This is a genomic window from Delftia tsuruhatensis (genome assembly GCF_903815225.1).
Classification (GTDB): Bacteria; Pseudomonadota; Gammaproteobacteria; order Burkholderiales; family Burkholderiaceae_C; genus Comamonas; species Comamonas tsuruhatensis_A.
This window is the reverse complement of record NZ_LR813084.1, coordinates 6,070,789-6,094,861: the sequence shown is the minus strand read 5'-3', so window position 1 is coordinate 6,094,861 and position 24,073 is coordinate 6,070,789. Positions and strand designations below refer to the sequence as shown.

Annotated in this window: 22 protein-coding genes; 11 read left to right on the top strand and 11 right to left on the bottom strand. The window is 68.6% G+C overall.

Annotation, left to right across the window (positions count from 1 at the left end):
- Positions 1-24: 24 nt before the first annotated feature.
- The 5 genes from L1Z78_RS27785 to L1Z78_RS27765 all read right to left on the bottom strand — a co-directional run bounded on the left by L1Z78_RS27785 (position 25) and on the right by L1Z78_RS27765 (position 4,669).
- Positions 25-732, bottom strand: a complete 708-nt coding sequence (locus tag L1Z78_RS27785; RefSeq protein ID WP_234639516.1) for an ABC transporter ATP-binding protein — start codon at positions 730-732, stop codon at positions 25-27.
- Positions 729-1,508: an ABC transporter ATP-binding protein gene (locus L1Z78_RS27780; RefSeq protein WP_234639515.1), complete on the bottom strand. Its 780-nt coding sequence runs from the start codon at positions 1,506-1,508 to the stop codon at positions 729-731. The genes L1Z78_RS27785 and L1Z78_RS27780 overlap by 4 nt, the downstream gene beginning before the upstream one ends.
- Positions 1,505-2,494, bottom strand: a complete 990-nt coding sequence (locus L1Z78_RS27775; RefSeq protein WP_234642285.1) for a branched-chain amino acid ABC transporter permease — start codon at positions 2,492-2,494, stop codon at positions 1,505-1,507. The genes L1Z78_RS27780 and L1Z78_RS27775 overlap by 4 nt, the downstream gene beginning before the upstream one ends.
- An 8-nt stretch (positions 2,495-2,502) precedes the next feature.
- Entirely contained in the window at positions 2,503-3,363 is an 861-nt protein-coding gene (locus tag L1Z78_RS27770; RefSeq protein ID WP_234639514.1) for a branched-chain amino acid ABC transporter permease, read from the bottom strand.
- Positions 3,364-3,463: 100 nt separating this feature from the next.
- The gene (locus L1Z78_RS27765) at positions 3,464-4,669 is read right to left on the bottom strand and encodes an ABC transporter substrate-binding protein (protein WP_234639513.1); all 1,206 of its coding nucleotides are present in this window, start codon (positions 4,667-4,669) and stop codon (positions 3,464-3,466) included.
- A gap of 244 nt (positions 4,670-4,913) precedes the next feature.
- Between L1Z78_RS27765 and L1Z78_RS27760 the strand changes: the two genes are divergently transcribed.
- Positions 4,914-5,837 carry a FadR/GntR family transcriptional regulator gene (locus tag L1Z78_RS27760; RefSeq protein WP_234639512.1) on the top strand — a complete coding sequence of 308 codons (924 nt, stop codon included), beginning with the start codon at positions 4,914-4,916 and terminating at the stop codon, positions 5,835-5,837.
- A gap of 142 nt (positions 5,838-5,979) precedes the next feature.
- Positions 5,980-7,008, top strand: a complete 1,029-nt coding sequence (locus L1Z78_RS27755) for a Bug family tripartite tricarboxylate transporter substrate binding protein (RefSeq protein ID WP_234639511.1) — start codon at positions 5,980-5,982, stop codon at positions 7,006-7,008.
- Between the two features lie 73 nt (positions 7,009-7,081).
- Here the strand turns inward: L1Z78_RS27755 and L1Z78_RS27750 are convergent, their stop codons facing one another.
- Together L1Z78_RS27750 and L1Z78_RS27745 are read right to left on the bottom strand one after the other, a co-directional pair.
- Entirely contained in the window at positions 7,082-8,440 is a 1,359-nt protein-coding gene (locus L1Z78_RS27750; protein ID WP_234639510.1) for an aspartate aminotransferase family protein, read from the bottom strand.
- 121 nt (positions 8,441-8,561) lie between these two features.
- Entirely contained in the window at positions 8,562-9,200 is a 639-nt protein-coding gene (locus L1Z78_RS27745; RefSeq protein ID WP_234639509.1) for a LysE family translocator, read from the bottom strand.
- Positions 9,201-9,320: 120 nt separating this feature from the next.
- Between L1Z78_RS27745 and L1Z78_RS27740 the strand changes: the two genes are divergently transcribed.
- Positions 9,321-10,289, top strand: coding sequence for a LysR family transcriptional regulator (locus L1Z78_RS27740; RefSeq protein WP_234639508.1), 969 nt, complete (start codon positions 9,321-9,323; stop codon positions 10,287-10,289).
- A 438-nt stretch (positions 10,290-10,727) separates the two neighbouring features.
- On the opposite strand, the gene L1Z78_RS27735 is transcribed toward L1Z78_RS27740, so the two are convergent.
- Positions 10,728-10,967: a DUF2061 domain-containing protein gene (locus L1Z78_RS27735; protein ID WP_234639507.1), complete on the bottom strand. Its 240-nt coding sequence runs from the start codon at positions 10,965-10,967 to the stop codon at positions 10,728-10,730.
- A 139-nt stretch (positions 10,968-11,106) separates the two neighbouring features.
- Between L1Z78_RS27735 and L1Z78_RS27730 the strand changes: the two genes are divergently transcribed.
- From L1Z78_RS27730 to sigJ, 6 genes are all read left to right on the top strand, one after another.
- Positions 11,107-14,868, top strand: coding sequence for a PAS domain S-box protein (locus L1Z78_RS27730; protein ID WP_234639506.1), 3,762 nt, complete (start codon positions 11,107-11,109; stop codon positions 14,866-14,868).
- Positions 14,865-15,866 (top strand): HD-GYP domain-containing protein, encoded by a 1,002-nt coding sequence (locus tag L1Z78_RS27725; protein WP_234639505.1) that lies wholly within the window; start codon positions 14,865-14,867, stop codon positions 15,864-15,866. The genes L1Z78_RS27730 and L1Z78_RS27725 overlap by 4 nt, the downstream gene beginning before the upstream one ends.
- Positions 15,867-15,944: 78 nt before the next feature.
- On the top strand, positions 15,945-16,469 hold the full coding sequence (locus tag L1Z78_RS27720) for a GNAT family N-acetyltransferase (protein WP_234639504.1): 525 nt from the start codon (positions 15,945-15,947) through the stop codon (positions 16,467-16,469).
- Positions 16,470-16,575: 106 nt separating this feature from the next.
- Complete coding sequence (locus tag L1Z78_RS27715) at positions 16,576-17,508, top strand: DMT family transporter (protein WP_234639503.1); 933 nt, start codon at positions 16,576-16,578, stop codon at positions 17,506-17,508.
- 41 nt (positions 17,509-17,549) lie between these two features.
- Positions 17,550-18,050: an NUDIX hydrolase gene (locus L1Z78_RS27710; protein WP_234642284.1), complete on the top strand. Its 501-nt coding sequence runs from the start codon at positions 17,550-17,552 to the stop codon at positions 18,048-18,050.
- 54 nt (positions 18,051-18,104) lie between these two features.
- Positions 18,105-19,034, top strand: a complete 930-nt coding sequence (gene sigJ, locus L1Z78_RS27705; protein WP_234639502.1) for an RNA polymerase sigma factor SigJ — start codon at positions 18,105-18,107, stop codon at positions 19,032-19,034.
- A 6-nt stretch (positions 19,035-19,040) separates the two neighbouring features.
- Here sigJ and L1Z78_RS27700 read toward each other — a convergent pair whose 3' ends face one another.
- The 3 genes from L1Z78_RS27700 to fur all read right to left on the bottom strand — a co-directional run bounded on the left by L1Z78_RS27700 (position 19,041) and on the right by fur (position 22,411).
- Complete coding sequence (locus L1Z78_RS27700) at positions 19,041-20,255, bottom strand: DUF1501 domain-containing protein (protein ID WP_234639501.1); 1,215 nt, start codon at positions 20,253-20,255, stop codon at positions 19,041-19,043.
- A 15-nt stretch (positions 20,256-20,270) separates the two neighbouring features.
- Positions 20,271-21,836, bottom strand: a complete 1,566-nt coding sequence (locus tag L1Z78_RS27695; protein ID WP_234639500.1) for a DUF1800 domain-containing protein — start codon at positions 21,834-21,836, stop codon at positions 20,271-20,273.
- A gap of 149 nt (positions 21,837-21,985) precedes the next feature.
- Entirely contained in the window at positions 21,986-22,411 is a 426-nt protein-coding gene (gene fur, locus L1Z78_RS27690) for a ferric iron uptake transcriptional regulator (protein ID WP_234639499.1), read from the bottom strand.
- 156 nt (positions 22,412-22,567) lie between these two features.
- Between fur and L1Z78_RS27685 the strand changes: the two genes are divergently transcribed.
- Together L1Z78_RS27685 and dapB are read left to right on the top strand one after the other, a co-directional pair.
- Entirely contained in the window at positions 22,568-23,116 is a 549-nt protein-coding gene (locus tag L1Z78_RS27685) for an outer membrane protein assembly factor BamE (protein WP_234639498.1), read from the top strand.
- A 116-nt stretch (positions 23,117-23,232) separates the two neighbouring features.
- Positions 23,233-24,072, top strand: coding sequence for a 4-hydroxy-tetrahydrodipicolinate reductase (gene dapB / locus L1Z78_RS27680; protein ID WP_234639497.1), 840 nt, complete (start codon positions 23,233-23,235; stop codon positions 24,070-24,072).
- Position 24,073: the final 1 nt, after the last annotated feature.

Sequence of the window (24,073 nt, the reverse complement as noted above, 5' to 3'; positions counted from 1 at the left end):
TCCTGGCGATGCAAAAAAGGTGGATCAGGCGATGCCTACGCCGAGATAGCGGTCCTTGACGGCGGCGTCGGCGAGGAAGTCGGCGTTGCTGGCCTCATGCGCAATCGCGCCCTGTTCGATGATGTAGTGGCGGTCGGCCAGCTGGGTGCAGACCTCCAGGTTCTGTTCCACCAGCACGATGGCCACGCCTGCGGCCTTGATGGTCTTGAGCTGGGCCACGATCTCCTCGACGATGACGGGCGCCAGGCCCTCGACGGGCTCGTCGAGCATGAGTAGGCGCGGTGCATTCATGAGGGCGCGGCCGATGGCCAGCATCTGCTGCTCGCCGCCCGACAGCTGGCCGCCGCCGTTGCCGCGCCGCTCCTTCAGGCGCGGGAAGATGCGGTAGATGTCCGCCAGCTGCCAGGGCGAGCGCTTGCGCTGGCCCAGCAGCAGGTTTTCCTCCACCGTCAGCAGCTTGAAGATGCCCCGGTGCTCGGGCACCAGGCAGATGCCGCGCTGGGCCACCAGGTGCGTGGCCAGCTGGTGCACGGGCTCGCCGCCGAAGCGGATCTGCCCCTGCGTGGGCCGCATCACGCCCGCGATGGACTTGAGCGTGGTGGTCTTGCCCGCGCCATTGCGGCCCAGCAGGGTGACCAGCTCGCCATCCTCCACTTGCAGCGACACGCCCTGCAGCACATGGCTTTTGCCGTAGTGGGCGTGGATGCCTTCCACCGACAACAGGACGCTCATGCCTTGCCTCCCGTGATCATGTTGCCCAGATAGGCGCTGCGCACGCGCTCGTCGCTGCGGATCTCGTGCGGCAGGCCCTCGGCCAGCACGCGGCCTTGCTGCATGACGGTGATGGTGTCGGAGATGTCCATGACGATGTTCATGTTGTGCTCGATGAGCACCACGGTGTGCTCGTCCTTGAGGCCCTGGATCAGGCGCTTCATCTCGTCCAGGTCGTCGATGCCCATGCCCGAGGTCGGCTCGTCCAGGAAGATGGCCTTGGGCCGCGCGGCCAGGGCCATGCCCACCTCCAGGCGCCGCTGCTGGCCATGCGAGAGGTTGCCGGCCGGCGTGTCCGCATGGCGCTCCAGCCCCAGGCGCGCGAGCACGCCGGCCACGGTCTCGGCACAGGCGCGCGGACCCTCGGGCGCGTTCCAGCAATCGAGCGCCCTGGCGGGCGCCACGCCCTGCGCGGCCAGGCGCAGGTTCTCGCGCACGGACAGGGTCAGGAACAGGCTGGTGACCTGAAAGGACCGTGCCATGCCGCGGCGCACGCGCCGGTGGTCGGGTTCGCGCGTCACGTCGTGGCCGTCGAACACGATGCGCCCGCCGCTGACGCTCTTGGTGCCCGTGAGCATGTGGAACAGGGTGGTCTTGCCCGCGCCGTTGGGGCCGATCACCGAATGCACGGTGTGGGCGCGGACCTTGAGGTCCACGCCGGCCAGGGCGGCGAACTTGTCGTAGCGCTTCTCTACGCCCACGGCTTCGAGCAGGATGGGGGTGGTGGCGGTGCTCATGCCTGGCCTCCCTTGGTCTTGGCCACGGGCGCGGCATCGGCCGGTCCTTTGCGCCGCATCAGGCCCCACAGGCTTTCGCCCAGGCCCCACAAGCCGCGCTGCAGTCCCAGGCTGACGATCATCAGCACCACGCCCAGCAGCAGCAGCCAGCGCGGCCACAGCGTGGACAGCCAGTCGCCCAGCAGCACATAGAAGGCCGCGCCCAGCACCGAGGCCAGCAGGTTGCCCGTGCCGCCGATCACGGTCATCACCAGGATCATCTCGCTGGTGTGGTACTCGGCATTGGACAGCGGGGCGATGCCTGTCATCATGGCGTGCAGCGCGCCGGCCAGGCCGGTCACGGCGCCCGAGATCACGAAGGCCTGGAGTTTGAGCAGGCGCAGGTCGTAGCCCACGGCGGCGGCGCGCTCCTCGTTGTCGCGCACGGCCAGCAGGGTGCGGCCGAACACCGAGTCGCAGACGCGGCGCAGCAGCCAGAACACCACGAGGAACAGCACGGCCACGAAGCCGTAGTACTGCCAGGGCGAGGCCAGCGGCCACAGCGTCTGCCCGGCCACCGACAGGGCCGGGCGAGGCACGTCCAGCAGGCCGTTGTCGCCGCCCGTGAGATCGGTGGCCGTGTAGGCGATGAAGTAGAACATCTGCGCAAAGGCCAGGGTCAGCATCACGAAGTAGGTGCCGCGCTGGCGTATGGCCACCCAGCCCACGAGGGCCGCGCCCGCCGCGCCCATGGCGGTGGCCGCCAGCAGGGCCAGCGGCATGGGCAGCGGCCAGCGCGTGAGCAGCAGGGCGATGGTGTAGCTGCCCAGGCCGAAGAAGATGCCCTGCCCGAAGGACAGCAGGCCCGTATAGCCCAGCAGCAGGTTGCAGCCCATGGCCGCGAGGCCGAAGATCAGCACCTCGCTGGCCAGCGAGCCCGACTGCATGCACAGCGGCATGGCGACCACGATGGCCAGCGCGAGGAGGAGATGGGAATGCCTGGTCATCATGGTGTTCATCCTTTGCGGCCCAGCAGGCCATGGGGTCGCAGCAGCAGCACGGCGGCCATGGCCACGTAGATCATCAGGCGCGCGCCCTCGGGCCACAGCGTGCTCATCACGCTTTGCACGATGCCGATCAAGAGGCCCCCGACCAGCGCGCCGCCGAAGCTGCCCAGCCCGCCCACGACCACGATCACGAAGGCCACGCCCAGGGCCTCCACGCCCATGAAGGGCTCGGCCCCGCGGATGGGCGCGGCCAGCACGCCGGCCAGCGCCGCCGTGGCCGCGCCCAGCGCGAACACCAGGCTGAAGATGCGCAGCACGTTCATGCCCAGCAGCGAGACCATCTCGGTCGACTCGCTGCCCGCACGCACCGCGCTGCCCAGCCGCGTGCCCTCCAGCAGCCACCACAGCAGCACGGCCAGCACGGCGGTGAAGCCGATCACGAACAGCCGGTACTTGGGATAGACGAAGCTGCCCCACATCACCACGCCCTGCAGCAGCTCGGGCACGGCCACGCTGTCGCCCAGCGGACCCCATTGCAGGATCACCAGCTCCTGCACCACCAGGGCCAGGCCCACGGTGACGATGATGTGGAATTCGTGCGCCTTGGCGTAGACATGGCGCAGCATGAGCTTTTCCACCAGCCAGCCCAGCGCGCCCACGGCCAGCGGCACCACGATCAGGGACAGCCAGAAGCTCAGGCCCCAGCGCGTCATCTGGTAGCAGAAATAGGCGCCCAGCAGGTAGAAGGCGCCATGCGCGAAGTTCACGAAGCGCAGCAGGCCGAAGACGATGGACAGGCCCACGGCCAACAGGAAATACAGCATGCCGATGCCGATCCCGTTGATGGTCTGAAGCAGGTAGATGCTCATACAGGGTCCGAAACGATGAAGGCCGCAGGCACAGGCCACCCCGCACCCCGCGCGGGCGGAGTGTTGGAGGGCGCCTTGCCGCTGTGGCGGCCGGGGAAGGTCAGGCCAGCTTGCAGCCGGTCTGGTCTACGGGAAGAAAGGATTTCCCCGAACTCACGACATCCACGTAGTCGTCCTTGTTCTTCATCTTCGCCTTGGCCTTGCCCTTGAGCAGGTAGTAGCTCTTGAGCACCTGGTGGTCGGCCTTGCGCACTTCCTCCTCGCCCGTCAGGCCCTGGTACTTCATGCCTTCGAGCGCGGCCACCACGGCCTTGGGATCGGCCGTGCCCGCCTTGACGATGGCATCGATCATCAGCTTGGTGCAGATGTAGTGGCCGGCCAGGCTGTAGTTGGGATTGGCCTTGAACTTGTCGTTGCAGCGCTGCACCAGCTCGCGGTTGAGCGGCGCATCCACCGTGTGCCAGTACTGGGCGCCGAAGTACACGCCGTCGCACAGGTCGGCGCCCAGCGACTCGAACTGCTCCAGCCCCGAGGCCCAGGCGATCAGGATGGTCATGTTCTTGTTCATGCCGAAGCTGATGGCCTGGCGCAGCGTGTCCGACGACTGGGCGCCGAAGTTCAGCAGCAGCAGCACGTCGGGCTTGGCGGCCACGGCATTGGTCAGGTAGCCGCTGAACTCCTTTTCGGTCAGCGAGTGGTAGCTGTTGCCCACATGCTCGATGCCCTTTTCCTTGAAGATGTTCCTGGCCGCCGTCAGCAGCCCGTCGCCGAACACGTACTGCGGCGTGATGGTGTACCAGCGTTTGGCCTTGGGCAGGGACTCGATCAGCGGGCGCACGGTCTGCTCGATGGCGCCGAAGGTGGGGGCCGACCAGCGGAAGGTGGCGCTGTTGCAGTCCTTGCCCGTGATCTCGTCGGCACCCGCCGTGGTGATGAAGATGCCGCCGGCCTTCTCGGCCTCCTTGCCCATGGCCAGGGCCTCGGACGACAGGATGCCGCCCGCGAAGAAGCGCGTGCCCTGCTGCTGGGCCGATTCCTGCACCTTGCGCACGGCCGTGGCGGGCTTGCCCTCGGTGTCCAGCACGGTGTAGGCCAGCGGGCGGCCCAGGGCCTTGCCGTATTGCTCGATGGCCAGCTTCATGCCCAGGTCCGCGAATTTGCCGTTGGCCGCGAAGGCGCCCGACATGGGCACGGGGCAGGCGAACTGGATGCTGTCCTTGGACTGCGCCCAGGCGCTGCGGCCCAGGCCCAGCGAGGCCGGCAGCGCGCCCAGCGCCGAGAGTTGCAGGAGGTGACGACGTTGCATGGAATCTCCGTGGTGGGGACAGAAGGCGCGGTGGCCCGGATACGCTTTCAGAGCAAGTTGCATGCCAAAGGAAGGGGGTGCGTGCAGGCTCCTCAATTCATATTTATAGTGATAAATAGCACGAATAGGGCGCGTGCTAACCCTAGGCGCGCACGGTGACGCGCCACGGCGGTGCATACTGCACCAAACCCGCATGCAGCAAGGGCGCGAACACGATCCGGCGCCTCCCGGAGAACAATCCACAATGGCTACACAGAAGACGTCATCCCTGGCGATCCGGCAGCTCAAGCGCCCGGATCTCGTGGCCCAGGAAATCAAGCGGCTCATCACCGAGAAGAACCTCAGCCCCGGCGATCGCCTGCCGCGCGAAAGCGAGTTGCAGGCGCAGTTCCAGGTCAGCAAGGGCACGATCCGCGAGGCCCTCAAATCGCTGGAGGTGCAGGGCCTGATCACCATCTCCACGGGCCCTTCGGGCGGAGGCACCGTGGTCGAGGTGCCGCTGGACCGCACGCTGCAGTTCATGCAGAACTACCTGTTCTTCCAGGAGGTGACCATCGACGACATCTACACGGTGCGCCAGATGCTGGAGCCCGAGCTGGCCGCGGGCGCCGTGCCCCACCTGAGCGATGCCGACTTCGACGCGCTGGAGCACAGCATCGCCTGCTGCGACCCCACGCAAAGCAGCGAGGACCTGGTCAGCCAGCGCCGCGAGGACGTCAACTTCCACGACATCCTGGCGGCCGCCAACCCCAATCCCTTCCTGCGCTTCACCTGCGAGCTGATCAACGAGATGATCCGCCAGCTCATCGTCTTCGCCAACCGCACGCCGCAGGCCGAGCACCGGCGCTTCGGCGAGGCCAATGCCCGGTTCCACCGCGACATCGTGCAGGCCGCGCGCGAGCGGGATGTGGACAAGGTGCGCGCGCTGATGCAGCAGCACATGCGCGACGCGGCCAGCAGCGTCAAGCGCATGAAGGGCCGCATCCAGGGGCGGCTCATCCTTGATGCCGACAGCCTGCGCAGCCCGCGTCCGCGCCGTGCCGCGCAGGCGGTGAAGCTGCCGGCCAAGGCGGCCGCCGCAGCGCCGGTGAAGAAAGCGGCCGCGAAGGCGCCGGCGAAGGCCGCCGCCAAACGCCCCGCCACCCCGCGCAAGCGCGCGGCGTCCTGAGCTGTCCCGCGCCGGTCAGCGCCAGGCTTTCGGGGCCCGGCGCTGCTGGTATGCTGCCGCGCGCCGCATGCCGCATGCCGCATGCCGCATGCCGCATGCCGCATGCCGCGCGCCCGCATTCACGCATTGACGAGAAACCACCATGAGACAAGCCACTTCCTCTGCCTCCACCGCTTTCGGCCGCCGCGCCGCCCTGTGGCGCACCCTTGCCGTGGGCGCCGCGCTGGCCGCCACGCTGGCGGCACCCGCCGTCCAGGCCCAGGGCGCGGGCAGCTACCCCTCCAGGACCATCCGCCTGGTCGTGCCCTTCGCGCCCGGTGGCTCCACCGACATCCTGGGCCGCCTGCTGGCGCAAAAGCTCGGCGAGAGCATGCATGCCACCGTGGTGGTGGACAACAAGCCCGGCGCCAACGGCACCATCGGCTGCGACCTCGTGGCCAAGGCCCCGCCCGATGGCTACACCGTGGTGCTGGGCGACGTGGGCTGCATGGCCATGGCCAAGGGCCTGTATACCAAGCTGCCCTATGACCCGCTGCGCGACTTCGCGCCCATCAGCCTGGTGGCGCGCAGCCCGCTGGTGCTGACCGTGGGCGCGCAAAGCCCGTTCCACTCGCTCAAGGAGCTGACGGCGGCGGCCCAGGCCCAGCCCGGCAAGCTCAACTACCCCTCGTCGGGCACGGGCGGCCCCAACCACCTGGGTGCCGAGCTGTACGCCATGCAGGCCAAGGTCAGGGTCGGCCATGTGCCCTACAAGGGCAGCGCGCCTTCGGTGGTGTCGCTGGCCGCCGGCGAGACCGACTTCGGCTTTCTCACGGCCGTGACCATCGCCGCCCAGCTCAAGGCCGGCAAGGTGCGCGCCCTGGCCGTGGCCCACAACGAGCGCCTGCCATCCATGCCCGACGTGCCCACCATGTCCGAGGCCGGCCTCAAGGACTTCACGGCCGACGCCTGGTTCCTCGCGGCCGTGCCCGCCGGCACGCCCAAGCCCATCGTGGACAGGCTCTACGCCGAGATCGCCAAGGCCCTGCCCGCCCCTGAGGTCAAGGAAAAGCTCGACGCCATGGGCGTGCTGCCCTCGGGCCTCAAGCCCGATGCCTCGGCCCAGTTCCTGCGCGTGGAAGTGGACAAGTGGCGCGAGGTGATCAAGAACGCGGGCATCACGCTGGACTGATCCTGGCGCCCTTGCCATGCGAAAAGCCCCTGGGCCGCGAGGCCGCAGGGGCTTTTTCATGGAAGCCTGGTGCTCAGTTCGTCTCGGCCAGGGCGTCGCCCAGGGCGCTGACCAGGCGCTCGATCTCGGCCTTCTCGCTGATGAAGGGCGGCGCGATCTGGATGGTGTCGCCGCCGTAGCGCACGTAAAAGCCCTTGTCCCAGCACTTCATGGCGATCTCGTAGGGACGGCGCGCCGGCTCGCCGGGCAGGGCCTCGATGGTGAAGCCCGCGGCCAGTCCGAAGTTGCGGATGTCGGCCACGTGCTTGGCCCCCTTGAGGCTGTGCACGGCCTGCTCGAAGAAGGGGGCCAGCGCGCGCACGCGGCCCGGGCCGTCCTCGCGCTGCAGCAGCTCCAGCGCGGCCACGCCCGCCGCGCAGGCGATGGGGTGGGCCGAGTAGGTGTAGCCGTGCGGGAACTCCAGCATGTACTCGGGGCCGCCAGCGGCCATGAAGGTGCCGTAGATCTCCTTGCTGGCCACCACGGCGCCCAGCGGCTGGGCGCCATTGGTCACCTGCTTGGCGATGTTCATGATGTCGGGCGTGACGCCGAAGGCCTCGGCCGCCGTCATGGCGCCGCAGCGGCCGAAGCCCGTGATGACCTCGTCGAAGATCAGCAGGATATTGTTCTGCGTGCAGATCTCGCGCAGGCGCTGCAGGTAGCCGGCCGGGGGGATCACCACGCCGGCCGAGCCCGAGAAGGGCTCGACGATGACTGCGGCGATGTTGCTGGCGTCATGCAGGGCGATCAGGTCCAGCAGCCGGTCGGCCAGCGCGCGGCCGTCGGTGGCCGGCAGGCCCTTGTGAAAGGAGCCCAGCGGTGGCTGGGTGTGGGGCAGGTGGTCGGCCTCCACGCCCTGGCCGAAGGTCTTGCGGTTGCCCACCATGCCGCCCACCGAGATGCCGCCGAAGTTCACGCCGTGGTAGCCCTTTTCGCGGCCGATCAGCCGGGTCTTGCCGCCCTGGCCCTTGGCGCGCCAGTAGGCGCGGGCCATCTTCAGCGCCGTGTCGGCCGCTTCCGAGCCCGAGCCCGTGAAGAACACATGGTCCAGGCCGGCGGGCGTCAGCTCCTTGATCTTGTTGGCCAGGGCGAACGAGGCGGGGTGGCCGAACTGGAAGGCCGGCGCATAGTCCAGCTGCTGGGCGGCGCGTGCGATGGCGTCGGAGATCTCGCGGCGGCCGTGGCCCAGGCCCGTGCACCACAGGCCCGACAGGCCGTCGAAGATCTTGCGGCCTTCGCCATCGGTGTAGTAGGCGCCCTGGGCGCCCGTGATCATGCGCGGCCTGGCCTTGAATTCGCGGTTGCCGGTGAACGGCATCCAGTGGGCATCGAGCCAGGCGGCATCGGTGCGTGTGGAGGCGGGGCTGCTTTGTTCGGTGGGTACCAGGGTCATGGCGATCTCCTCGGGCCTGGGGGTGGAAGTGGACCGGCCCATTGTGATCGCGCCCCTTGATTTCTCGAAGTGCGCGTTATCGAGGTTCACTTGCGCAAATCTGCAAGTAACCGGGCTGCGGTCAGACCGCCCGGCGCTGCTCGGCGGCCAGGCGCAGCGCAAGGCCCGCCAGCACCGTGGCCATCACCCATTTCTGCACGCGCAGCCAGTGCGGGTTGTGGGCGAACCAGGCGGCGATGCGGGCCGCGAACAGCGTGATCAGCAGGTTGACGCTGAAGCTGGTGGTGATCTGGACCATGCCCAGCACCAGGCTTTGCGTGAGCACGGAGCCATGCTCGGGCGAGACGAACTGCGGAAAGATCGACAGGTAGAAGATGGCGACCTTGGGGTTGAGGATGCTGGTGACCAGGCCCATGGTGAACAGCCTGCGCGGCGACTCCGGCGGCAATGCCGTGGCCTCGAAGGGCGAACGGCCCTGGGGGCGCACGGCCTGCCAGGCCATGTACAGCAGGTACAGCGCGCCGGCCCACTTGAGCAGGTCGAAGGCCAGGGGCACGGCCATGAACAGCGCAGTCAGCCCCAGGCTGGCGCACAGCATGTGCACGAAAAAGCCCAGCACCACGCCGGCCAGCGAGACCACGCCTGCCTGGCGGCCCTGGCACAGTGAACGCGAGATCAGGTAGAGCATGTTGGGGCCGGGCGTGAGCACCAGCAGCAGGGAGGCGCCGGCGAATACCAGCAGATCGTTGAGGGCAAGCATGGCCGTGTGGGTTGCAGGAGAAAGGGAAACCAGCATTCTGGCGGCTGCGCCCCTGTCCTGCACGCTCTATAGTCGGCTGCGGCGGCGCACGGGGCGGCGCCATGCTGGAGAGGGATGGCGATGACCGATTTTTCTGCGGACCCGGGGCGGCAGGCGCCTCCGCATGCCCGGCGCCCCCGCGCCGCCTTGGGCCAGCTCAGCGACATGGACCTGCGCCTGCTGCGCGTGTTCAAGGCCGTGGTCGAGTGCGGTGGCATGGCGGCGGCCGAGCTGGAGCTGAACATCGGCAGCTCCACGCTGAGCCGCCACATGAAGGACCTGGAGGAGCGCCTGGGCCTGACGCTGTGCCGGCGCGGCCGTGCCGGCTTCGCGCTCACGCCCGAAGGCCATCGCATCTATGAGGCGACGCTGCAACTGCTCGGCGGCGTGGAAGGCTTCCTGGGCCAGGTGGACGACATCCACGGCCGGCTGGCCGGCACGCTGGACGTGGCGCTGTTCGACAAGACCGTCGGCAATCCGCAATCGCGCATTCCTGAAGCGATCGCTGCACTGCACGACCAGGCGCCGCAGCTGCACCTGCGCCTGCATGTGGCCTCGATCCAGGCCATTGAGCGCGGGCTGATGGAGGGGCGCTGGCAGGTGGGCATCCTGCCGTCGGCACCCAGCTCGGATGCGCTGGACAGCGCGCGGCTGTTCGGAGAGCGCATGCAGCTGTACTGCGCACCTGGCCATGTGCTGCACGGGGCCGACCATGGCGCGCTGGATTGGGAGGGACTGGGCGCGCATGCCTTTGCGGGCCTGGGCTACCAGTCACCCAACATGGCGCTGAGCCACCAGGCAGGCTTGCAGCGGCAGGCCACGGGGTTCGACCAGGAGGCCATCGCCATGCTGGTGCGTTCGGGGCGTTACCTGGGCTTCCTGCCCGACCACTATGCACAGGCCATGCAGGACCAGGGCCTGCTGCAGGCCGTGGCTCCGCACAGGTTCTTCTATCCGTGCGATTTCTTCGCCGTCTGGCGCAATGCCGTTGCGCCGGGGCGCGCGGCCCGGGTGTTCATCGATGCGCTGTTGAAGGTACACAGTACGTGAACTGTTTTTTCACAGGTTTGCGAAGTGGATGTCAACAGAGTTGACAAGGCGTTATCCACATTGTTGCAAACAGGTTGCACACAGATATTCAGGCGTGTGCGCTTGACAATGTTTGTCATTGTGGCCGGGGCCGGGGCTTCAGTCTGCTGCGCCGTCGCCGAAATGCAGGCATGGACTCTGTGCCGGCCATGGGCCGCACGAGCAGCGCTTTGACACCACTGATTTCGCATTTTCCGGATTCTTGCCACCATGCGCCGCCATGTCCACCTCTTGTGCCGCTGCGCGCGGGCCTGTCCTGGCGCTGCCCTTTGCGGCCGGCTCCGCCATCAGGCCGGGCCCGCGTCCACCATCCTGGCCAGCGTCTCGGCCAGCCATGTCCCGAAGTATCCATCCGCGTCGAGCGGCAGGGGCTGGTCCATGTCTGTTCTCCCCGGCGGCTCAGGCGGCGGCCGCCGCTGCCGCGCGCCGGCGCAGGCCGCGTTCCCACAGCTTTTCGTGGAAGAAGAAGGCCACGGCCTGGACGGTGGGCTCCAGCAGGCTGAGCGTCAGCGCAGCCCAGAGGTTGCCGGTCACGGCATAGGCCACGGCCGCCGCCACGGTGACATGGATCACGTAGTAGCTGGCGGTCTTCATCAGCGTGTTGCGATGGTGGTGCAGGGTCTGGCGGATGCGGCTCATGGGCAATCTCCTCGGGATGAGGCTTCATGCTAGGGCTGGAAAATAGATTGATCCAATCGAAAATGACCATCAACGACATCAAGACTATCGATGGCTCGCCGATGGCCGCCATGGCCCGGGCCTGCATTGGGGGCGTGCCATGAGCTGGGACCAGCTGTTCGTGCTGGGATGGGCTCCCCATCCCCAGTGGTTCCAGTGGCTTCATCCGGGGTTGGTGACGTTGTCCGTGGCCGTGGCGGTGGCCACGTCGATGGTGGCCATGCAGATCGCGGGGCTGGCGCGCAATGCCGCCTCGCCGCGGCTGCGGCGCGTCGGCGTGCTGACCGGTGCCTTCTGCCTGGGCGCGGGCATCTGGGCCATGCACTTCATCGGCATGCTGGCCTTCCTGCCCTGCACCTTCGGCGACTATGACCCCTGGATCACGGCGGTGTCCATGCTGCCCAGCATGCTGGCGTCCTGGCTGGCACTGACGCTGATGGTGCGGCCCGGGCTGTCCACCCGGGCGCTGGTGGGCGGCGGCGTGCTCATGGGGCTGGGCATTGGCTCCATGCACTACATCGGCATGGCCGCTGCCGAGACCTGGACCTGGATGCTCTACGACCCCTGGGGCGTGCTGCTGTCGGTGGCCGTGGCCGCCGGCATGGCCATGCTGTCGCTGTGGGTGCGCTTTCGCCTGGGCAACACCGGGCGCCTGTGGCCCACCCTGGTCGCGGGCATCGTCATGGGGCTGGCCATCTCCTGCATGCACTATGCGGGCCTGTACGCGCTGCGCCTGAAGCCGGAGATCGAGGCGCTGGCGCGGCAGGACTCGCCCACGCACGGCCTGCTGGTGTTTTCCATCGTGGGCGTGGTGGTGCTGATCTTCGGCCTGGTGTTCGCGGTCAACATGACGCTGCGCTACCGCCAGATCTACCGCCAGGTCCAGCGCAGCGAGTCGCGCCTGCGCGCCGTGGTGGAGACGGCCGTGGACGGCATCGTGATGATCGACGGGCGCGGCGGCATCGTCTCCTTCAACGGGGCGGCCGAGCGGCTGCTGGGCTGGACCGCGCAGGAGGTCATGGGCCGCAGCGTGGCCATGCTCATGCCCGCATCGGGCTGTGACGGCCAGGGCGGGTCCCTGCAAAAGCACCTGGCCACGGGATTCGCGGGGCTGATCGGCTCCAGTCGCGATGTGCACGCGCTGCACCGGGACGGCTCGCAGATCGCCGTGCGACTGGCCGTGGGCCGGGTGGCCATCGCGGGCGATCCGCTGTTCGTGGGCTTCGTGACCGACATCCGCGAACGCCGCCAGATGATGCAGTCGCTGCGCCGCAGCGAGGAGCAGTACCGCACGCTCATCAACAACGTGCCGGGCACCACGTTCCGCTGCCTGTACGACGGCCGCTGGACTCCCCTGCTGCTCAGCCGTTCCATCGAGGAACTGACGGGCTGGACGGAGCAGGATTTCTTCGACGGCCTGACCGGCTGGGACCGGCTCATCCATGCCGAGGACCGCGAGCGCCTGGAGGCCGCCGTCGCAGGCGCGCTGGCCCGGCGCCAGACCTACAACGCCGAGTACCGCCTGTTGCACCGTGACGGCGGCATCCGCTGGGTGACCGAGACCGGGCGCGGCGTCTTCAACGACCAGGAGGAACTGGCCTGGATCGACGGCGTGATCATGGACCAGACGGCGGCGCGGGCCCGCAATGCCGAGTTCGAAGGCACGGTGCGCGCCATCGATCTGTCGCTGGCCACCATCGAGTACGACCTGCAGGGCCATGTCCTGCGCGCCAACCGCAACTTCCTGGACCTGTTCGGCTACCGGCTCGAGGAGATCGCGGGCCGCCACCATGGCATGTTCTGCGAGCCTGGCTATGCCCATACGCAGGAGCATCTGCAGTTCTGGCAAAGGCTGGCACAGGGCGAGTTCCAGGCCGGCGAGTACCCGCGCTGCGGGCACGAGGGGCGGCGCATCTGGGTGCAGGCCACCTACAACCCCATCCTCGATGCCAATGGGCGGCCCTACAAGATCGTCAAGCTGCTCACCGACATCAGCGCCCAGCGCAAGCTGGCCCAGGAACTGGTACTGGCCAAGGAGCATGCCGAGGCCGCAGCGGCCGCGCGCAGCACCTTCCTGGCCAACATGAGCCACGAGATCCGCACGCCCATGAACGCCATCATCGGCTTCACCGAAGCGCTGCGCGAGACAGCCCTGCAGCCCACGCAGGCGCGCTACCTGGACACCGTGCATTACGCGGCGCGCTCCATGCTGCGCCTGCTCAACGACATCCTGGACACGGCCAAGCTCGACAAGGGGGCGGTGGAGCTGGAGATCGAGGACTTCTCGGTGCGCGAGCTGTGCCAGCAGATCCTGGCCTCGCTGCGCATCACGGCCGACCGCAAGGGCCTGGACCTGCGGCTGGACTACGATCCGCACACGCCACAGGCACTGCGCGGCGATGGCATGCGCGTGCAGCAGATCCTCGTGAACCTGCTGGGCAATGCGGTCAAGTTCACCGAGCGCGGCCATGTGCTGCTGCGCGTGCGCTACGAGCAGGGCGTGCTCCTGCTGGATGTGCATGACACGGGCATAGGCATCGCGCCCGAGAAGATCCACCGCATCTTCGATCCGTTCGCGCAGGCCGATGCCTCCACGACCCGGCGCTTTGGCGGCACGGGGCTGGGCACGACCATTTCGCGCCAGCTCGCCGAGCTCATGGGTGGCAGCATCCAGCTGCACAGCACCGTGGGCGTGGGCACGGTGTTCGAGGTGCGCCTGCCCCTGCCGGTGGGCGAATCGCTGCTGCCTGAACGCGGCGCGCCCTCGCGCAGCCTGCCACCACTGCACATCCTGGCCGTGGACGACGTGCCCGAGAACCTGGAGCTGCTGCAGATCAACTTCTCCAGCCAGAACCACCAGATGGTGCTGGCCCATGACGGCGCCGAGGCGCTGCGCTGCGTGCAGGCGCAGGAGCCGCCCTTCGACGTGGTGCTGATGGACCTGCAGATGCCGGGCATGGACGGCCTGGCGGCCGCGCGCGCCATCCGCGTCTGGGAGCGCCAGCTGCAGCGCCGGCCCGTGCCCATCGTGGCGCTGTCGGCCAGCGTGCTGGAGAAGGACCGCAGCGACGCCAGTGCCGCCGGCATGGACGGCTTCGCCTCCAAGCCGCTGGACATGGCGCGCCTGCAGGCCGAGATCGCGCGCCTGCTGTCCCTGCAGGTCGCACTCAAGGAGGCCAGGCCGCCGGCGCCTGCCACCGCCCAGGCGGGGCTGCCCGATGTCACGGTGGACTGGGCCTCGGGCATCGCCCTGTGGGGCCGCGTCGATCCGCTGGTGGCGGCCATACGCCGTTTTCTGAACGAGCAGCTGGACCTGGCCTCGCGTCTGCACCGTGCCATGGAGCGCTCGGGGCCGCAGGCCCTGGCGGGGCTGGCCCACCGCGTACGCGGCGCGGCCGGCAACCTGGGACTGCAGGCCGTGTACCGGTTGGCCTCGCAACTGGAGAGCCAGGCGCAGGAAGGCGCCGTGCCCCAGCAACTGGCAGCCGGCATCGCGCAGCTGCAGCTGGCACTCGATGCGGTGGCAACGGAGCTGCGCCAGCGCCATCCGGCCTCCCTGCCGCCTGATGAGGCCTCGGGCGCGTCGCCAGTCCGATCCTGCGAGACGGCGCAGGCGGGCGGTGCGGGGGCGGACCAGCGGGCATTGCCCGAGGAGGCCAGGCCCTGGCTGGAGCGCGTGGTCGCCGCGCTGCAAAGCGGCGAGCTCGATGGCCAGGCCATGCAGGCACTGGTGCGCATGCTGGCGGCCGAACAACTGCATCCGCTGCAGCAGGCACTGGATAATTTCGACTTCGAGCGCGCGCAGCAATGCGCCCAGCAGCTGCAGGAGCAACTGCCCTCGAACGATGGAGACAGAGCATGAATGCGCCCAATCTACTGGCAACGGACAAGCGCCCGCGCCTGCTGCTGGTCGACGATGACCCGACGAATCTGCACGTGCTGCGGCAGATCCTCGGCGAGGACTACCGGCTTTCCTTCGCCACGGATGGGCGCCGCGCGCTGCAGCTGGCACAGCACCAGCCGGACCTGATCCTGCTGGACATCATGATGCCCGAGCTGGACGGCTATGCCGTATGCCGCCAGCTCAAGGCACAGGCGGACACGGCCCGCATCCCCGTGATCTTCATCACGGCACTGTCGGACGGCCAGGACGAGGCCCTGGGCTTTGCCTCCGGCGCCGTGGACTACATCGTCAAGCCCGTGCGCGCACCGGTGGTCCGCGCGCGGGTGCGCAACCATCTGTCGCTGGTCAAGCTCGACGAGCTGCGCAGCACGCGGCTGCAGATCGTGCAGCGCCTGGGCCGCGCGGCCGAATACCGTGACAACGAGACCGGCATGCATGTGATCCGCATGAGCCATTACGCCAAGACGCTGGCGCTGGCGGCCGGCTGCACCGACGAATGGGCGGACGACCTGCTCAACGCCGCGCCCATGCACGATGTGGGCAAGATCGGCATCCCCGATGCCATCCTGCTCAAGAACGGCCCGCTGACGCCCGAGGAATGGAGCGTCATGCGCCGCCACCCGCAGATCGGTGCCGAGATCATCGGCGAGCACGACTCCCAGGTGCTGCAGATGGCCTACAGCATCGCGCTGACCCACCACGAGAAATGGGACGGCACGGGCTATCCGAAAGGCCTGGCGGGCGAGGACATACCGCTGGCCTCGCGCATCGTGGCCGTGGCCGACGTGTTCGACGCGCTCACCACCGAGCGCCCCTACAAGCACGCCTGGAGCGTGGACGACGCCATGGAGCACATCGAGCAGCAGGCCGGCGCGCACTTCGACCCCCGCCTGGTGCCGCTGTTCATCGGACTGCGCCCGCAGCTCGAGGACATCCGCGAACGCTGGAAGGACTGATTCCGGCCGGCAGGACGGGGGCATGCCGCTTCGCGTATTCTGGCCGGCCTGCTGTCCTTGCCTTCCATGCATCGCTCCATGTCCGAGTCTTTCGTGCCATCCCCCGCTTTCCAGGTCCGTCCTCTGATGGCAGCCGACCTTGCCGGCCTGATGCAGGTGCAGCTGGCCTGCTATGGCGCGGACTATGCCGAAAGCGCAGAGGTCTTCGCGCGCCGCCTGGCCAGCGCCGCCCATTGCTCGCTGGTGCTGGAGCAGGGCGGCCGGGTGCGCGCCTACCTGGCGGCCTACCGCAGCCGGATGGCCAAGGTCACGCCGCTGCATGGCGATTTCGAGGCCGTGCCGCAGGCCGATACGCTGTACCTGCACGACATGGCCGTGCATCCCGAGGCAGCGGGCCAGGGCATGGCCGGCGCGCTGCTGGCACCGCTGTGGACCCAGGCGCGCGCCGAGGGACTGCGTCACACGGCCCTGGTATCGGTGCAGGGCTCGCGCGGCTACTGGGAGCGCCATGGCTATGCCGTCCAGCGGCTGGACAACCCCTTGCAGCAGCAGAACCTGGACAGCTATGGCGAAGGCGCGCTGTACATGGTGCGGCCGCTGTAGTTCTGCCGGGGTGCAGCGCGGCTGCATGGCCGTGCAGAAAAAATCGTTGGTACGGCCCATCGGGCGCCCGGACAATCCGGGCTGACGCCCTCAATCCGTACACCCCATGCCACTGCCCAGCCTGTTGCGCCTTCTCGCCCTCGCCGCCCTGTGGGGCGGCAGTTTCGTGCTGCTGCGCGTGGCCGTCCCCGCGCTGGGCGCCTTGCCCACGGCCTTTGTCCGGGTGCTGCTGGGCGCGCTGGGCCTGCTCCTGCTGCTGGCCGCGCTGCGCCTGCGGCCACGCTTTCAGGGGCGGCTGGCCGCCGCCATGGCCCTGGGCGTGGTGAACTCCGGCGTGCCCTTTCTCATGTATGCACTGGCAGCGCGCAGCCTGCCGGCCGGCTACAGCGCCATCCTCAATGCGACCACCCCGCTCATGGGCGTGATCCTGGGTGCGCTGGCCTTTGGCGAACGCATCACGGCGGCGCGCCTGACGGGGGTGTTCGTGGGCCTGGCCGGCGTGGCCGTGCTCGCCCAGGCCGGGCCGGTGGCGTTGACGGCCGAGGTGCTGCTGGGCATCGCCGCCTGCCTGGTGGCCACGGCCTGTTACGGCGCAGCGGGGTTTCTCACGCGCCGGTGGATCACGGACCGTGGGGGCCTGGACAGCCGCATCGTGGCGCTGGGCAGCCAGTGCGGCGCGGTGCTGGTGCTGCTGCCCTTCATGCTGTGGCAGCTGTGGCGCGAGCCGCAGGCGCCCGCGCAGTGGGCGGCGGCGCCCCTGCAGGCCTGGGGGGCCATGTTGGTGCTGGGCCTGCTGTGCACGGCGCTGGCGTATGTGCTGTATTTCCGGCTGATTGCCGATGTGGGGCCGCTGAAGGCGCTGACCGTCACCTTTCTGATTCCCCTGTTTGGCGTTGCCTGGGGTTGGCTGCTGCTGGGCGAATCCGCCACGCTGGCCCACGCGGCCGGCGGAGGGCTGATCGCGCTGGCGCTGTGGCTGGTGCTCAGGCCCGCGTCGCCACTGGCGGCGCGCATGCAGCCGGGGGGTGGGGTGCGCTGATGGGGGTTATGGCCGCGGGCGGGTCTTTGCCTCTGGTCATAATGCGCGCCATGCCCGATCGCTGGAAACCCAATGTCACCGTGGCGGCCATCATTGAGCGCGATGGCCGCTTCCTGCTGGTGGAAGAAGACACGGCCGATGGTGTGCGCTACAACACCCCCGCAGGCCATCTCGACCCGGCCGAGTCGCCCGTCGACGCCTGCGTGCGCGAAGTCGACGAGGAGACGGCGCATGATTTCGTGCCCACGGCCCTGGTCGGCGTCTACCTGAACCGCTTTCTGCGCACGCGCACCGGCTCGGACATCACCTATCTGCGCTTTGCATTCACCGGCGAGCTGGGCGACTTCCGGGCCGGCCAGGCCCTGGACGAAGGCATCATCCGCACTGTGTGGATGACGCTCGACGAGCTCAAGGCCTGCGCGGACCGACACCGCAGTCCGCTGGTCATGCAGAGCATCGAGGACTATCTGGCGGGCCGCCGCTATCCGCTGGAACTGATCCACACCGACCCCAGCGTGTCGCAGGCGCCGCGCGCGCATTGAGCCGCATCGGCGCGCCGGCTGTCACAAAACGCCATGCTCCCGCGTCCTGATGGCATGCAGACCTCCTCCGCCACCCACGATCCCGATTCCCTGGCGCTGTTCGAGCGCCACCGCGCACGCCTGTTCGGCCTGGCCTACCGCATGCTGGGTCAGCGCGCCGACGCGGAAGATCTGGTCCAGGAGGCCTGGTTGCGCTGGCATGGCGCCGAGCGTGCCGGCATAGAGCAGCCCGAGGCCTGGCTGGTCTCGGTGACCACGCGGCTGGCCATCGACCGGCTGCGCCGCCTGCGCGCCGAACGCGAGCACTACCAGGGCTTCTGGCTGCCCGAGCCGCTGGTCCAGCCCTGGTCCGAGGAGGCTGCGCCCTCGTCGCAGGATCTGCTGGAGCGTGCACACGACGTATCCACCGCCCTGATGTTCGTCCTGGAGCAGCTCACGCCCGACGAGCGCGCCGCCTTCCTGCTGCGCGAGGTCTTCGACGCCGACTATGCCGAGGTGGCACAGGCCCTGGGCCGCAGCGAGGCCGCCTGCCGGCAGCTGGTGCACCGCGCGCGCAGCCACGTGCAGGCCGGCCGCCCGCGCTTTGCCGCGCCGCCCGAGGCCCATGCGGCTTTGCTCAAGCGCTTCGCGCAGGCCGTGCAGGGCGGGGATTTCGCGCAGATCCAGGCGCTGTTCGCGCCCGATGCCGAACTCATCAGCGACGGTGGCGGAAAGGTCCCCTCGTTCGGCCGCGTGCTGGAGACCGGCCGGCGTCTGGCCCTGCTGTACTTCGCCACCACGCGGCGCATGCGGCGCAATGGCCAGACCCAGACCTTGCATCTGGCGCGCATCAACGGGCTGCCGGGCCTGCTGCGCTGCATCGATGGCCAGCTAGAGTCGGTACAGACGCTGCTGGTCGAGGACGGGCTGGTTCGCCGCATCTACACGCTGCGCAATCCCGACAAGCTGGCCGGCGTGCCCGTGCCGCCGGAGACGCTCGCCTGAGCGGGGTCAAACCAGTTGCAGGTCGCGGGGCGTCACGCCTGCGAACACCCGCTGGACCTGGTCCGCTTTCAGCCCGTACATGCGCTGGAACAGGCCGCCGAGCACGGCGCGGTACTCGTTGAGCACGGGATGGTCGCGGTTCTGGAACAGGTTCTTCTGGCTAACCTCGACCTGCTCGCCCACGATGCGTCCGCCCGCGCGCGATGACAGCCCGCCTCCCAGCACCCAGTAGGTCGTGCCGTGGCCGTGGTCCGTGCCCTTGTTGCCGTTCTCGCGGAAGGTGCGGCCGAACTCGCTGACCACCACCACCACGGTATGGCGCCAGGCCTCGAGCCCGATCTCCTGGGCGAAGCCCGCCAGACCCTGGCCCAGCTCCTCCAGGCGATTGGCCAGCGCGCCCGTGGCGCCGCCCTGGTTGACGTGGGTGTCCCAGCCGCCGACATCGACGAAGCCCAGGTCGAAGCGCTCGCGCATCAGCGTCGCCATGCGCCGCGCCACCAGGGAAAATCCCTTGGCGCTGATGGCGTCGCGGCCGGCCTGGTCCATCTCCTGCTGCAGGCTGCGCTGGACGGCGTCGCGCACGGCAAAGCCCTCCTTGACCGTGGCGCCCAGGGGCGAGCCCTCGTACATGGAGGCAATGACCTGGCTGCGCCGCTCGTCCACGCCGCTCTTGCCCACCGAGGCCAGCGCCATGTTGGGTGCGGCCAGGCTGCCGCGCAGCGTCAGGGGCAACTGGCTGGTGAAGGCCATGGGCGTGACCGGGTTGCGGCCATCGCGTGCCAGCACCTCGGCCAGCCGGTTCAGAAAGCCGGAGCGGTAGTTGCGACGTCCTTCCAGGTCCTGCCCCAGCTCGATGGAGTCCTGGGTCTCGAAGTGGCTGCGCGACAGGTCGTGCGTGCCGGCGAACGGCACGAAGCAGGCCTGGCCGCCCGCGAACAGGGGATGGATGCTGCCCTCCAGCGCCGGGTGCAGTCCCCAGCGGCCGTCCAGCGCCAGCGCGCCCTGGGCTTCGCCGGGCCGGGGAATGGCGATGCTGGGGCGTGCCTCGTAATAGAAGTCGCTGTGCGTGGGGACCAGCAGATTGTTGCTGTCATAGGCCCCGCGCAGGAAGACCAGCAGCAGGCGTGGCGTGGCCGCCTCGGGCGTTGCGGCCCGCAGCCGGCCCATGTGGGCGGCAAAGGGCAGGGCGGATGCCAGGGAAAGAAAATGGCGTCGCTGCATGCTGGCTCTCCGGTTTCAGCGGAACATCATCTCGGGTGCGGACAGAAGATAGGTATTGAAGTCCGCCGGATTGCGCGCCTGGGCCAGCGCCGCCTGGGCAGGCTGGCTCCACTGGGGCAGCCGCTCACGCACGCTGGCCAGGGCCGACAGCGTGGGATGGGGAGGCTGCTCCAGCGGGGCCTTGGGATCGCTGCGAAACAGCACGGCGCTGCGCGTGGCGATCTGGCGCGCGACTTCGAAGCGCGCGGCCATCTGGCCCGAGCCGTCCCAGTCCGACTGGGTCTGCGGATAGCCGTCCGGTGTTTCATGTGCATACAGGCTCTGCCCCAGCCGGTTGATCCAGCCCAGCACCGGGGTCACGTCGGCCGCCACGCGCTGGTCGACCGACAGCCGCGTGGCGGCCAGCACATAGTGCACCGGATCGCGGAACTTGCGGCCGAAGGGGCCGGCTTCGGGGGCGGTGAGCAGCGCGGTCAGGGTGGCGGCGATGTCGCCGTGGCTGCTGGCGAATGCCTGGGCCGTGCGCTGCACCAGGGCGGGCGGCGGATCGTCGGCAATGAGGAAGACCGCCAGCTTGCGCGCGATGAACCGTGCGGTGGCCGGCGAGGCGACGATGCGGTCCAGCGCCTCCTCGACCTCGGCCATGCCGCGCCGGTGCATGGGCTGGCCCAGGAAGGACTTGGGCCCGTAGTCGTGGCGGTTGGGATTGAACTCGAAGAAGCCCGCACGCACGTAGTCGCCCTGCAGCTCGCGGCGCAGGCGTGGTGGCGGGGCATCGGCGGGCTGCATGCTGACGCCCACGCCGGTCAGGATGCGCGCCATCTCCTGCACGTCGGCCTGGGTGTAGCCGCTGCCCACGCCCATGGTGTGCAGCTCCAGCAGTTCGCGTGCGTAGTTCTCGTTGATGCGGCCCGCCGCGTTGCTGGCGTTGTCCAGGTAGCGCAGCATGGCCGGATGGCGCAGGGAAGCCTCCAGCAGGCTGCGAAAGCTGCCCAGCGCATGCGGGCGGATGGCGTGTTCCTCGTAGTCGCCCACCCAGGCGCGGATGTCGGCCTTGCGCAGGCTGACGTTGAAGTGGTTCATCCAGAACCAGGTCATCTGCTCGCGCAACTGGTCCGGTGAATACAGGGCGCGCACCACGAAGCGCTTTTGCGCCTCGGTGCCCAACTGGTTCAGCGTGCGCTGGTAGGCCTGCTGCAGCCGGCCCTTCTCGTCGCCCGAAGGCGCTTCCTGGACGGCCTTGCGCTGCGCCGCCAGGTCGCGCGCTATCTCGTCCATGGGGCGGCGGCTGATGTCCAGATCGTCGATGAGTTGCCGGGCCTGCTGCGGCAGGGCCTCCTGGCCCGGATGCAGTTGCCGCGCCAGCCAGGCCCGCAGCCCCAGGCGCTGCAACGCGGCATCCCCGCTGTCGGTGGCGCCCCAGGTGACGCGGTCCAGCCACTGCTGGCGTTGCGCGCCCGTCAGCGGGGTGTCGGGCAGTGCCTTCAGTGCGGAGGGGGCGGCGGTCTGCGCAGGCGGCACAGGCGCGCAACCTGCGGCAAGCACGGCAAGGGCGAAGGCGAGCAGCGATGTACGAAGCATGGTGTCCGTCGTGTGGTGAAACCCATTGGACGCCAGCTTGGACCCGGCGTCCGCCTTGCCGTGTAAAGCACCGGTTGCAAAAGGAAAGAAGGGTAAAAAAAACGGAGTGCCTGGCACTCCGCTTTGCAGGGATATGGCGTGGGCCCGCCTTACTTGGTGGCCCGGCCTGCGCAGTCGGCGCACTGGCCGTACAGCGCCATCGAATGGTCCTGGATCACCCAGCCCTTGGCCTTGGCGATCAGGTTCTGGCGCTTCTCGATATCGGGGTCGTAGAACTCCTCGACCTTGCCGCAGCTCGTGCACACGAAGTGGTCATGGTGCTGGCCTTCGTTGAGCTCGTAGACGGCCTTGCCGCTTTCGAAGTTGCTGCGGATGAGGATGCCGGCCTGCTCGAACTGGGTGAGCACGCGGTAGACCGTGGCCAGGCCGATGTCCGAGCGCTCGTCCAGCAGCACGCGGAACACGTCTTCGGCCGTCATGTGGCGTTGCGTGCCCTTCTGGAAGATCTCCAGGATCTTCAGGCGGGGAAGCGTGGCCTTCAGGCCCGTACTCTTGAGTTCGTCGATGTTCTTCATATCAGGGTCTTTGGCAAAGACTGCCCGCTGGGCCCGCCTCGATGGCAGGCGCGGGACGGCGAACAAATGGCCCTGGAGCCAGGGGCGTCGCATGATCGCAAGCCCACGGGACCAGCCGCTACAATGATCCACGATCATATCCCTATGCTGATACCAATGCATGTTCAAGCCCGTTGCCGCGCCCGTGCGGCCCTGATGCTGTCGATCGGGGTGGCGCTGGCAGGCTGCAGCAGCCTCGATGGCGCAGCGCACCGAGTCGCCAATGTCGTCACGCCCTACAAGGTGGAGGTGGTGCAAGGCAATTTCGTCTCCCGCGAACAGGTCGAGGCCCTGCAGCCCGGCATGAGCCGCCAGCAGGTTCGCGACATTCTCGGCACACCGCTGGTCACCAGCGTATTCCACGCCGACCGCTGGGAATATGTCTTCACCATCAAGCGTCCGGGCGTCGATTCGCAGGTGCGCAAGCTGACCGTGTTCTTCAACGGCGACCTGTTCGCGCGTTCGGAAGGCGACGAGATGCCCACCGAGGCCGAATTCGTCGCCAGCCTGGGCTCCAAGAAGAAGCTGGGCAAGATTCCGCAGCTCGAGGCCAGCGAAGACCAGTTGTCCAAGTTCCCGGCCGCCAAGCCCGCCGAAGAGCCCGCTGCCACCGAGCCTCCACCCTCCACGGCCAGCTACCCGCCGCTGGAGTCCGGCTCCCGCTGACCCGTCCCGCCCGCGCGCCGCAAGGCCTGTGGGCGTTTTTCTGTACCGCCGCGACCCATCTTCTGTGTGCGGTGGCACTGTTTGCGCATTCCGCTTCCCATACGCCGATTTCCGACATGAACGCCACGACAGCCTCCTCCTCCAGCAACCATCCCCGCCTGCGCGTGGCCGTGGCGGGCGCCTCCGGCCGCATGGGCCGCATGCTGATCGAGGCCATCCTGCAAAGTGACGATCTTGCGCTGACCGCGGCGCTGGACCGCCCCGAAAGCCCGTCGCTGGGCACGGACCCCTCGGCCTTCCTGGGCCAGTCCAGCGGCATCGTCATCGAAAGCGATGTGCGTGCCGCGCTGTCCAAGGCAGACTGCCTGATCGACTTCACACGTCCGGAGGGCACGCTGGCCCATCTGGCCGTCTGCGCCGAACTGGGCGTCAAGCTGGTCATCGGCACCACGGGCTTCAGCGAGGAGGAAAAGGACCGCATCGCCGAGTACGCGCAGCGCACGGCGGTCATGTTCTCGCCCAACATGAGCGTGGGCGTGAACGTCACCTTCAAGCTGCTGGAGATGGCGGCCAAGGCGCTGTCCAGCGGCTACGACATCGAGATCGTCGAGGCCCACCACCGCCACAAGGTCGATGCCCCCTCGGGCACGGCCCTGAAGATGGGCGAGGTCATCGCCGAGGCCCAGGGCACGAAGCTGGCCGACCGGGCCGTCTACGAGCGCTTCGGCCACACGGGGGCGCGCGAGGACAACACCATCGGCTTTGCCACCGTGCGCGGCGGCGACATCATCGGCGACCATACCGTGATGTTCATCGGCGCGGGCGAGCGCATCGAAATCTCGCACAAGTCCAACAGCCGCGCCGGCTACGCCCAGGGCAGCCTGCGCGCCGTGCGCTTCCTGGCCGGCAAGGCCACTGGCGCGTACGACATGTACGACGTGCTGAATCTGCGCTGAG

Excerpts from the sequence above, each read along its gene's own strand:
- L1Z78_RS27785 (WP_234639516.1), bottom strand. The coding sequence starts at position 732 with ATGAGCGTCCTGTTGTCGGTGGAAGGCATCCACGCCCACTACGGCAAA.
- L1Z78_RS27780 (WP_234639515.1), bottom strand. The coding sequence starts at position 1,508 with ATGAGCACCGCCACCACCCCCATCCTGCTCGAAGCCGTGGGCGTAGAG.
- L1Z78_RS27775 (WP_234642285.1), bottom strand. The coding sequence starts at position 2,494 with ATGACCAGGCATTCCCATCTCCTCCTCGCGCTGGCCATCGTGGTCGCC.
- L1Z78_RS27770 (WP_234639514.1), bottom strand. The coding sequence starts at position 3,363 with ATGAGCATCTACCTGCTTCAGACCATCAACGGGATCGGCATCGGCATG.
- L1Z78_RS27765 (WP_234639513.1), bottom strand. The coding sequence starts at position 4,669 with ATGCAACGTCGTCACCTCCTGCAACTCTCGGCGCTGGGCGCGCTGCCG.
- L1Z78_RS27760 (WP_234639512.1), top strand. The coding sequence starts at position 4,914 with ATGGCTACACAGAAGACGTCATCCCTGGCGATCCGGCAGCTCAAGCGC.
- L1Z78_RS27755 (WP_234639511.1), top strand. The coding sequence starts at position 5,980 with ATGAGACAAGCCACTTCCTCTGCCTCCACCGCTTTCGGCCGCCGCGCC.
- L1Z78_RS27750 (WP_234639510.1), bottom strand. The coding sequence starts at position 8,440 with ATGACCCTGGTACCCACCGAACAAAGCAGCCCCGCCTCCACACGCACC.
- L1Z78_RS27745 (WP_234639509.1), bottom strand. The coding sequence starts at position 9,200 with ATGCTTGCCCTCAACGATCTGCTGGTATTCGCCGGCGCCTCCCTGCTG.
- L1Z78_RS27740 (WP_234639508.1), top strand. The coding sequence starts at position 9,321 with ATGACCGATTTTTCTGCGGACCCGGGGCGGCAGGCGCCTCCGCATGCC.
- L1Z78_RS27735 (WP_234639507.1), bottom strand. The coding sequence starts at position 10,967 with ATGAGCCGCATCCGCCAGACCCTGCACCACCATCGCAACACGCTGATG.
- L1Z78_RS27730 (WP_234639506.1), top strand. The coding sequence starts at position 11,107 with ATGAGCTGGGACCAGCTGTTCGTGCTGGGATGGGCTCCCCATCCCCAG.
- L1Z78_RS27725 (WP_234639505.1), top strand. The coding sequence starts at position 14,865 with ATGAATGCGCCCAATCTACTGGCAACGGACAAGCGCCCGCGCCTGCTG.
- L1Z78_RS27720 (WP_234639504.1), top strand. The coding sequence starts at position 15,945 with ATGTCCGAGTCTTTCGTGCCATCCCCCGCTTTCCAGGTCCGTCCTCTG.
- L1Z78_RS27715 (WP_234639503.1), top strand. The coding sequence starts at position 16,576 with ATGCCACTGCCCAGCCTGTTGCGCCTTCTCGCCCTCGCCGCCCTGTGG.
- L1Z78_RS27710 (WP_234642284.1), top strand. The coding sequence starts at position 17,550 with ATGCGCGCCATGCCCGATCGCTGGAAACCCAATGTCACCGTGGCGGCC.
- sigJ (WP_234639502.1), top strand. The coding sequence starts at position 18,105 with ATGCAGACCTCCTCCGCCACCCACGATCCCGATTCCCTGGCGCTGTTC.
- L1Z78_RS27700 (WP_234639501.1), bottom strand. The coding sequence starts at position 20,255 with ATGCAGCGACGCCATTTTCTTTCCCTGGCATCCGCCCTGCCCTTTGCC.
- L1Z78_RS27695 (WP_234639500.1), bottom strand. The coding sequence starts at position 21,836 with ATGCTTCGTACATCGCTGCTCGCCTTCGCCCTTGCCGTGCTTGCCGCA.
- fur (WP_234639499.1), bottom strand. The coding sequence starts at position 22,411 with ATGAAGAACATCGACGAACTCAAGAGTACGGGCCTGAAGGCCACGCTT.
- L1Z78_RS27685 (WP_234639498.1), top strand. The coding sequence starts at position 22,568 with ATGCATGTTCAAGCCCGTTGCCGCGCCCGTGCGGCCCTGATGCTGTCG.
- dapB (WP_234639497.1), top strand. The coding sequence starts at position 23,233 with ATGAACGCCACGACAGCCTCCTCCTCCAGCAACCATCCCCGCCTGCGC.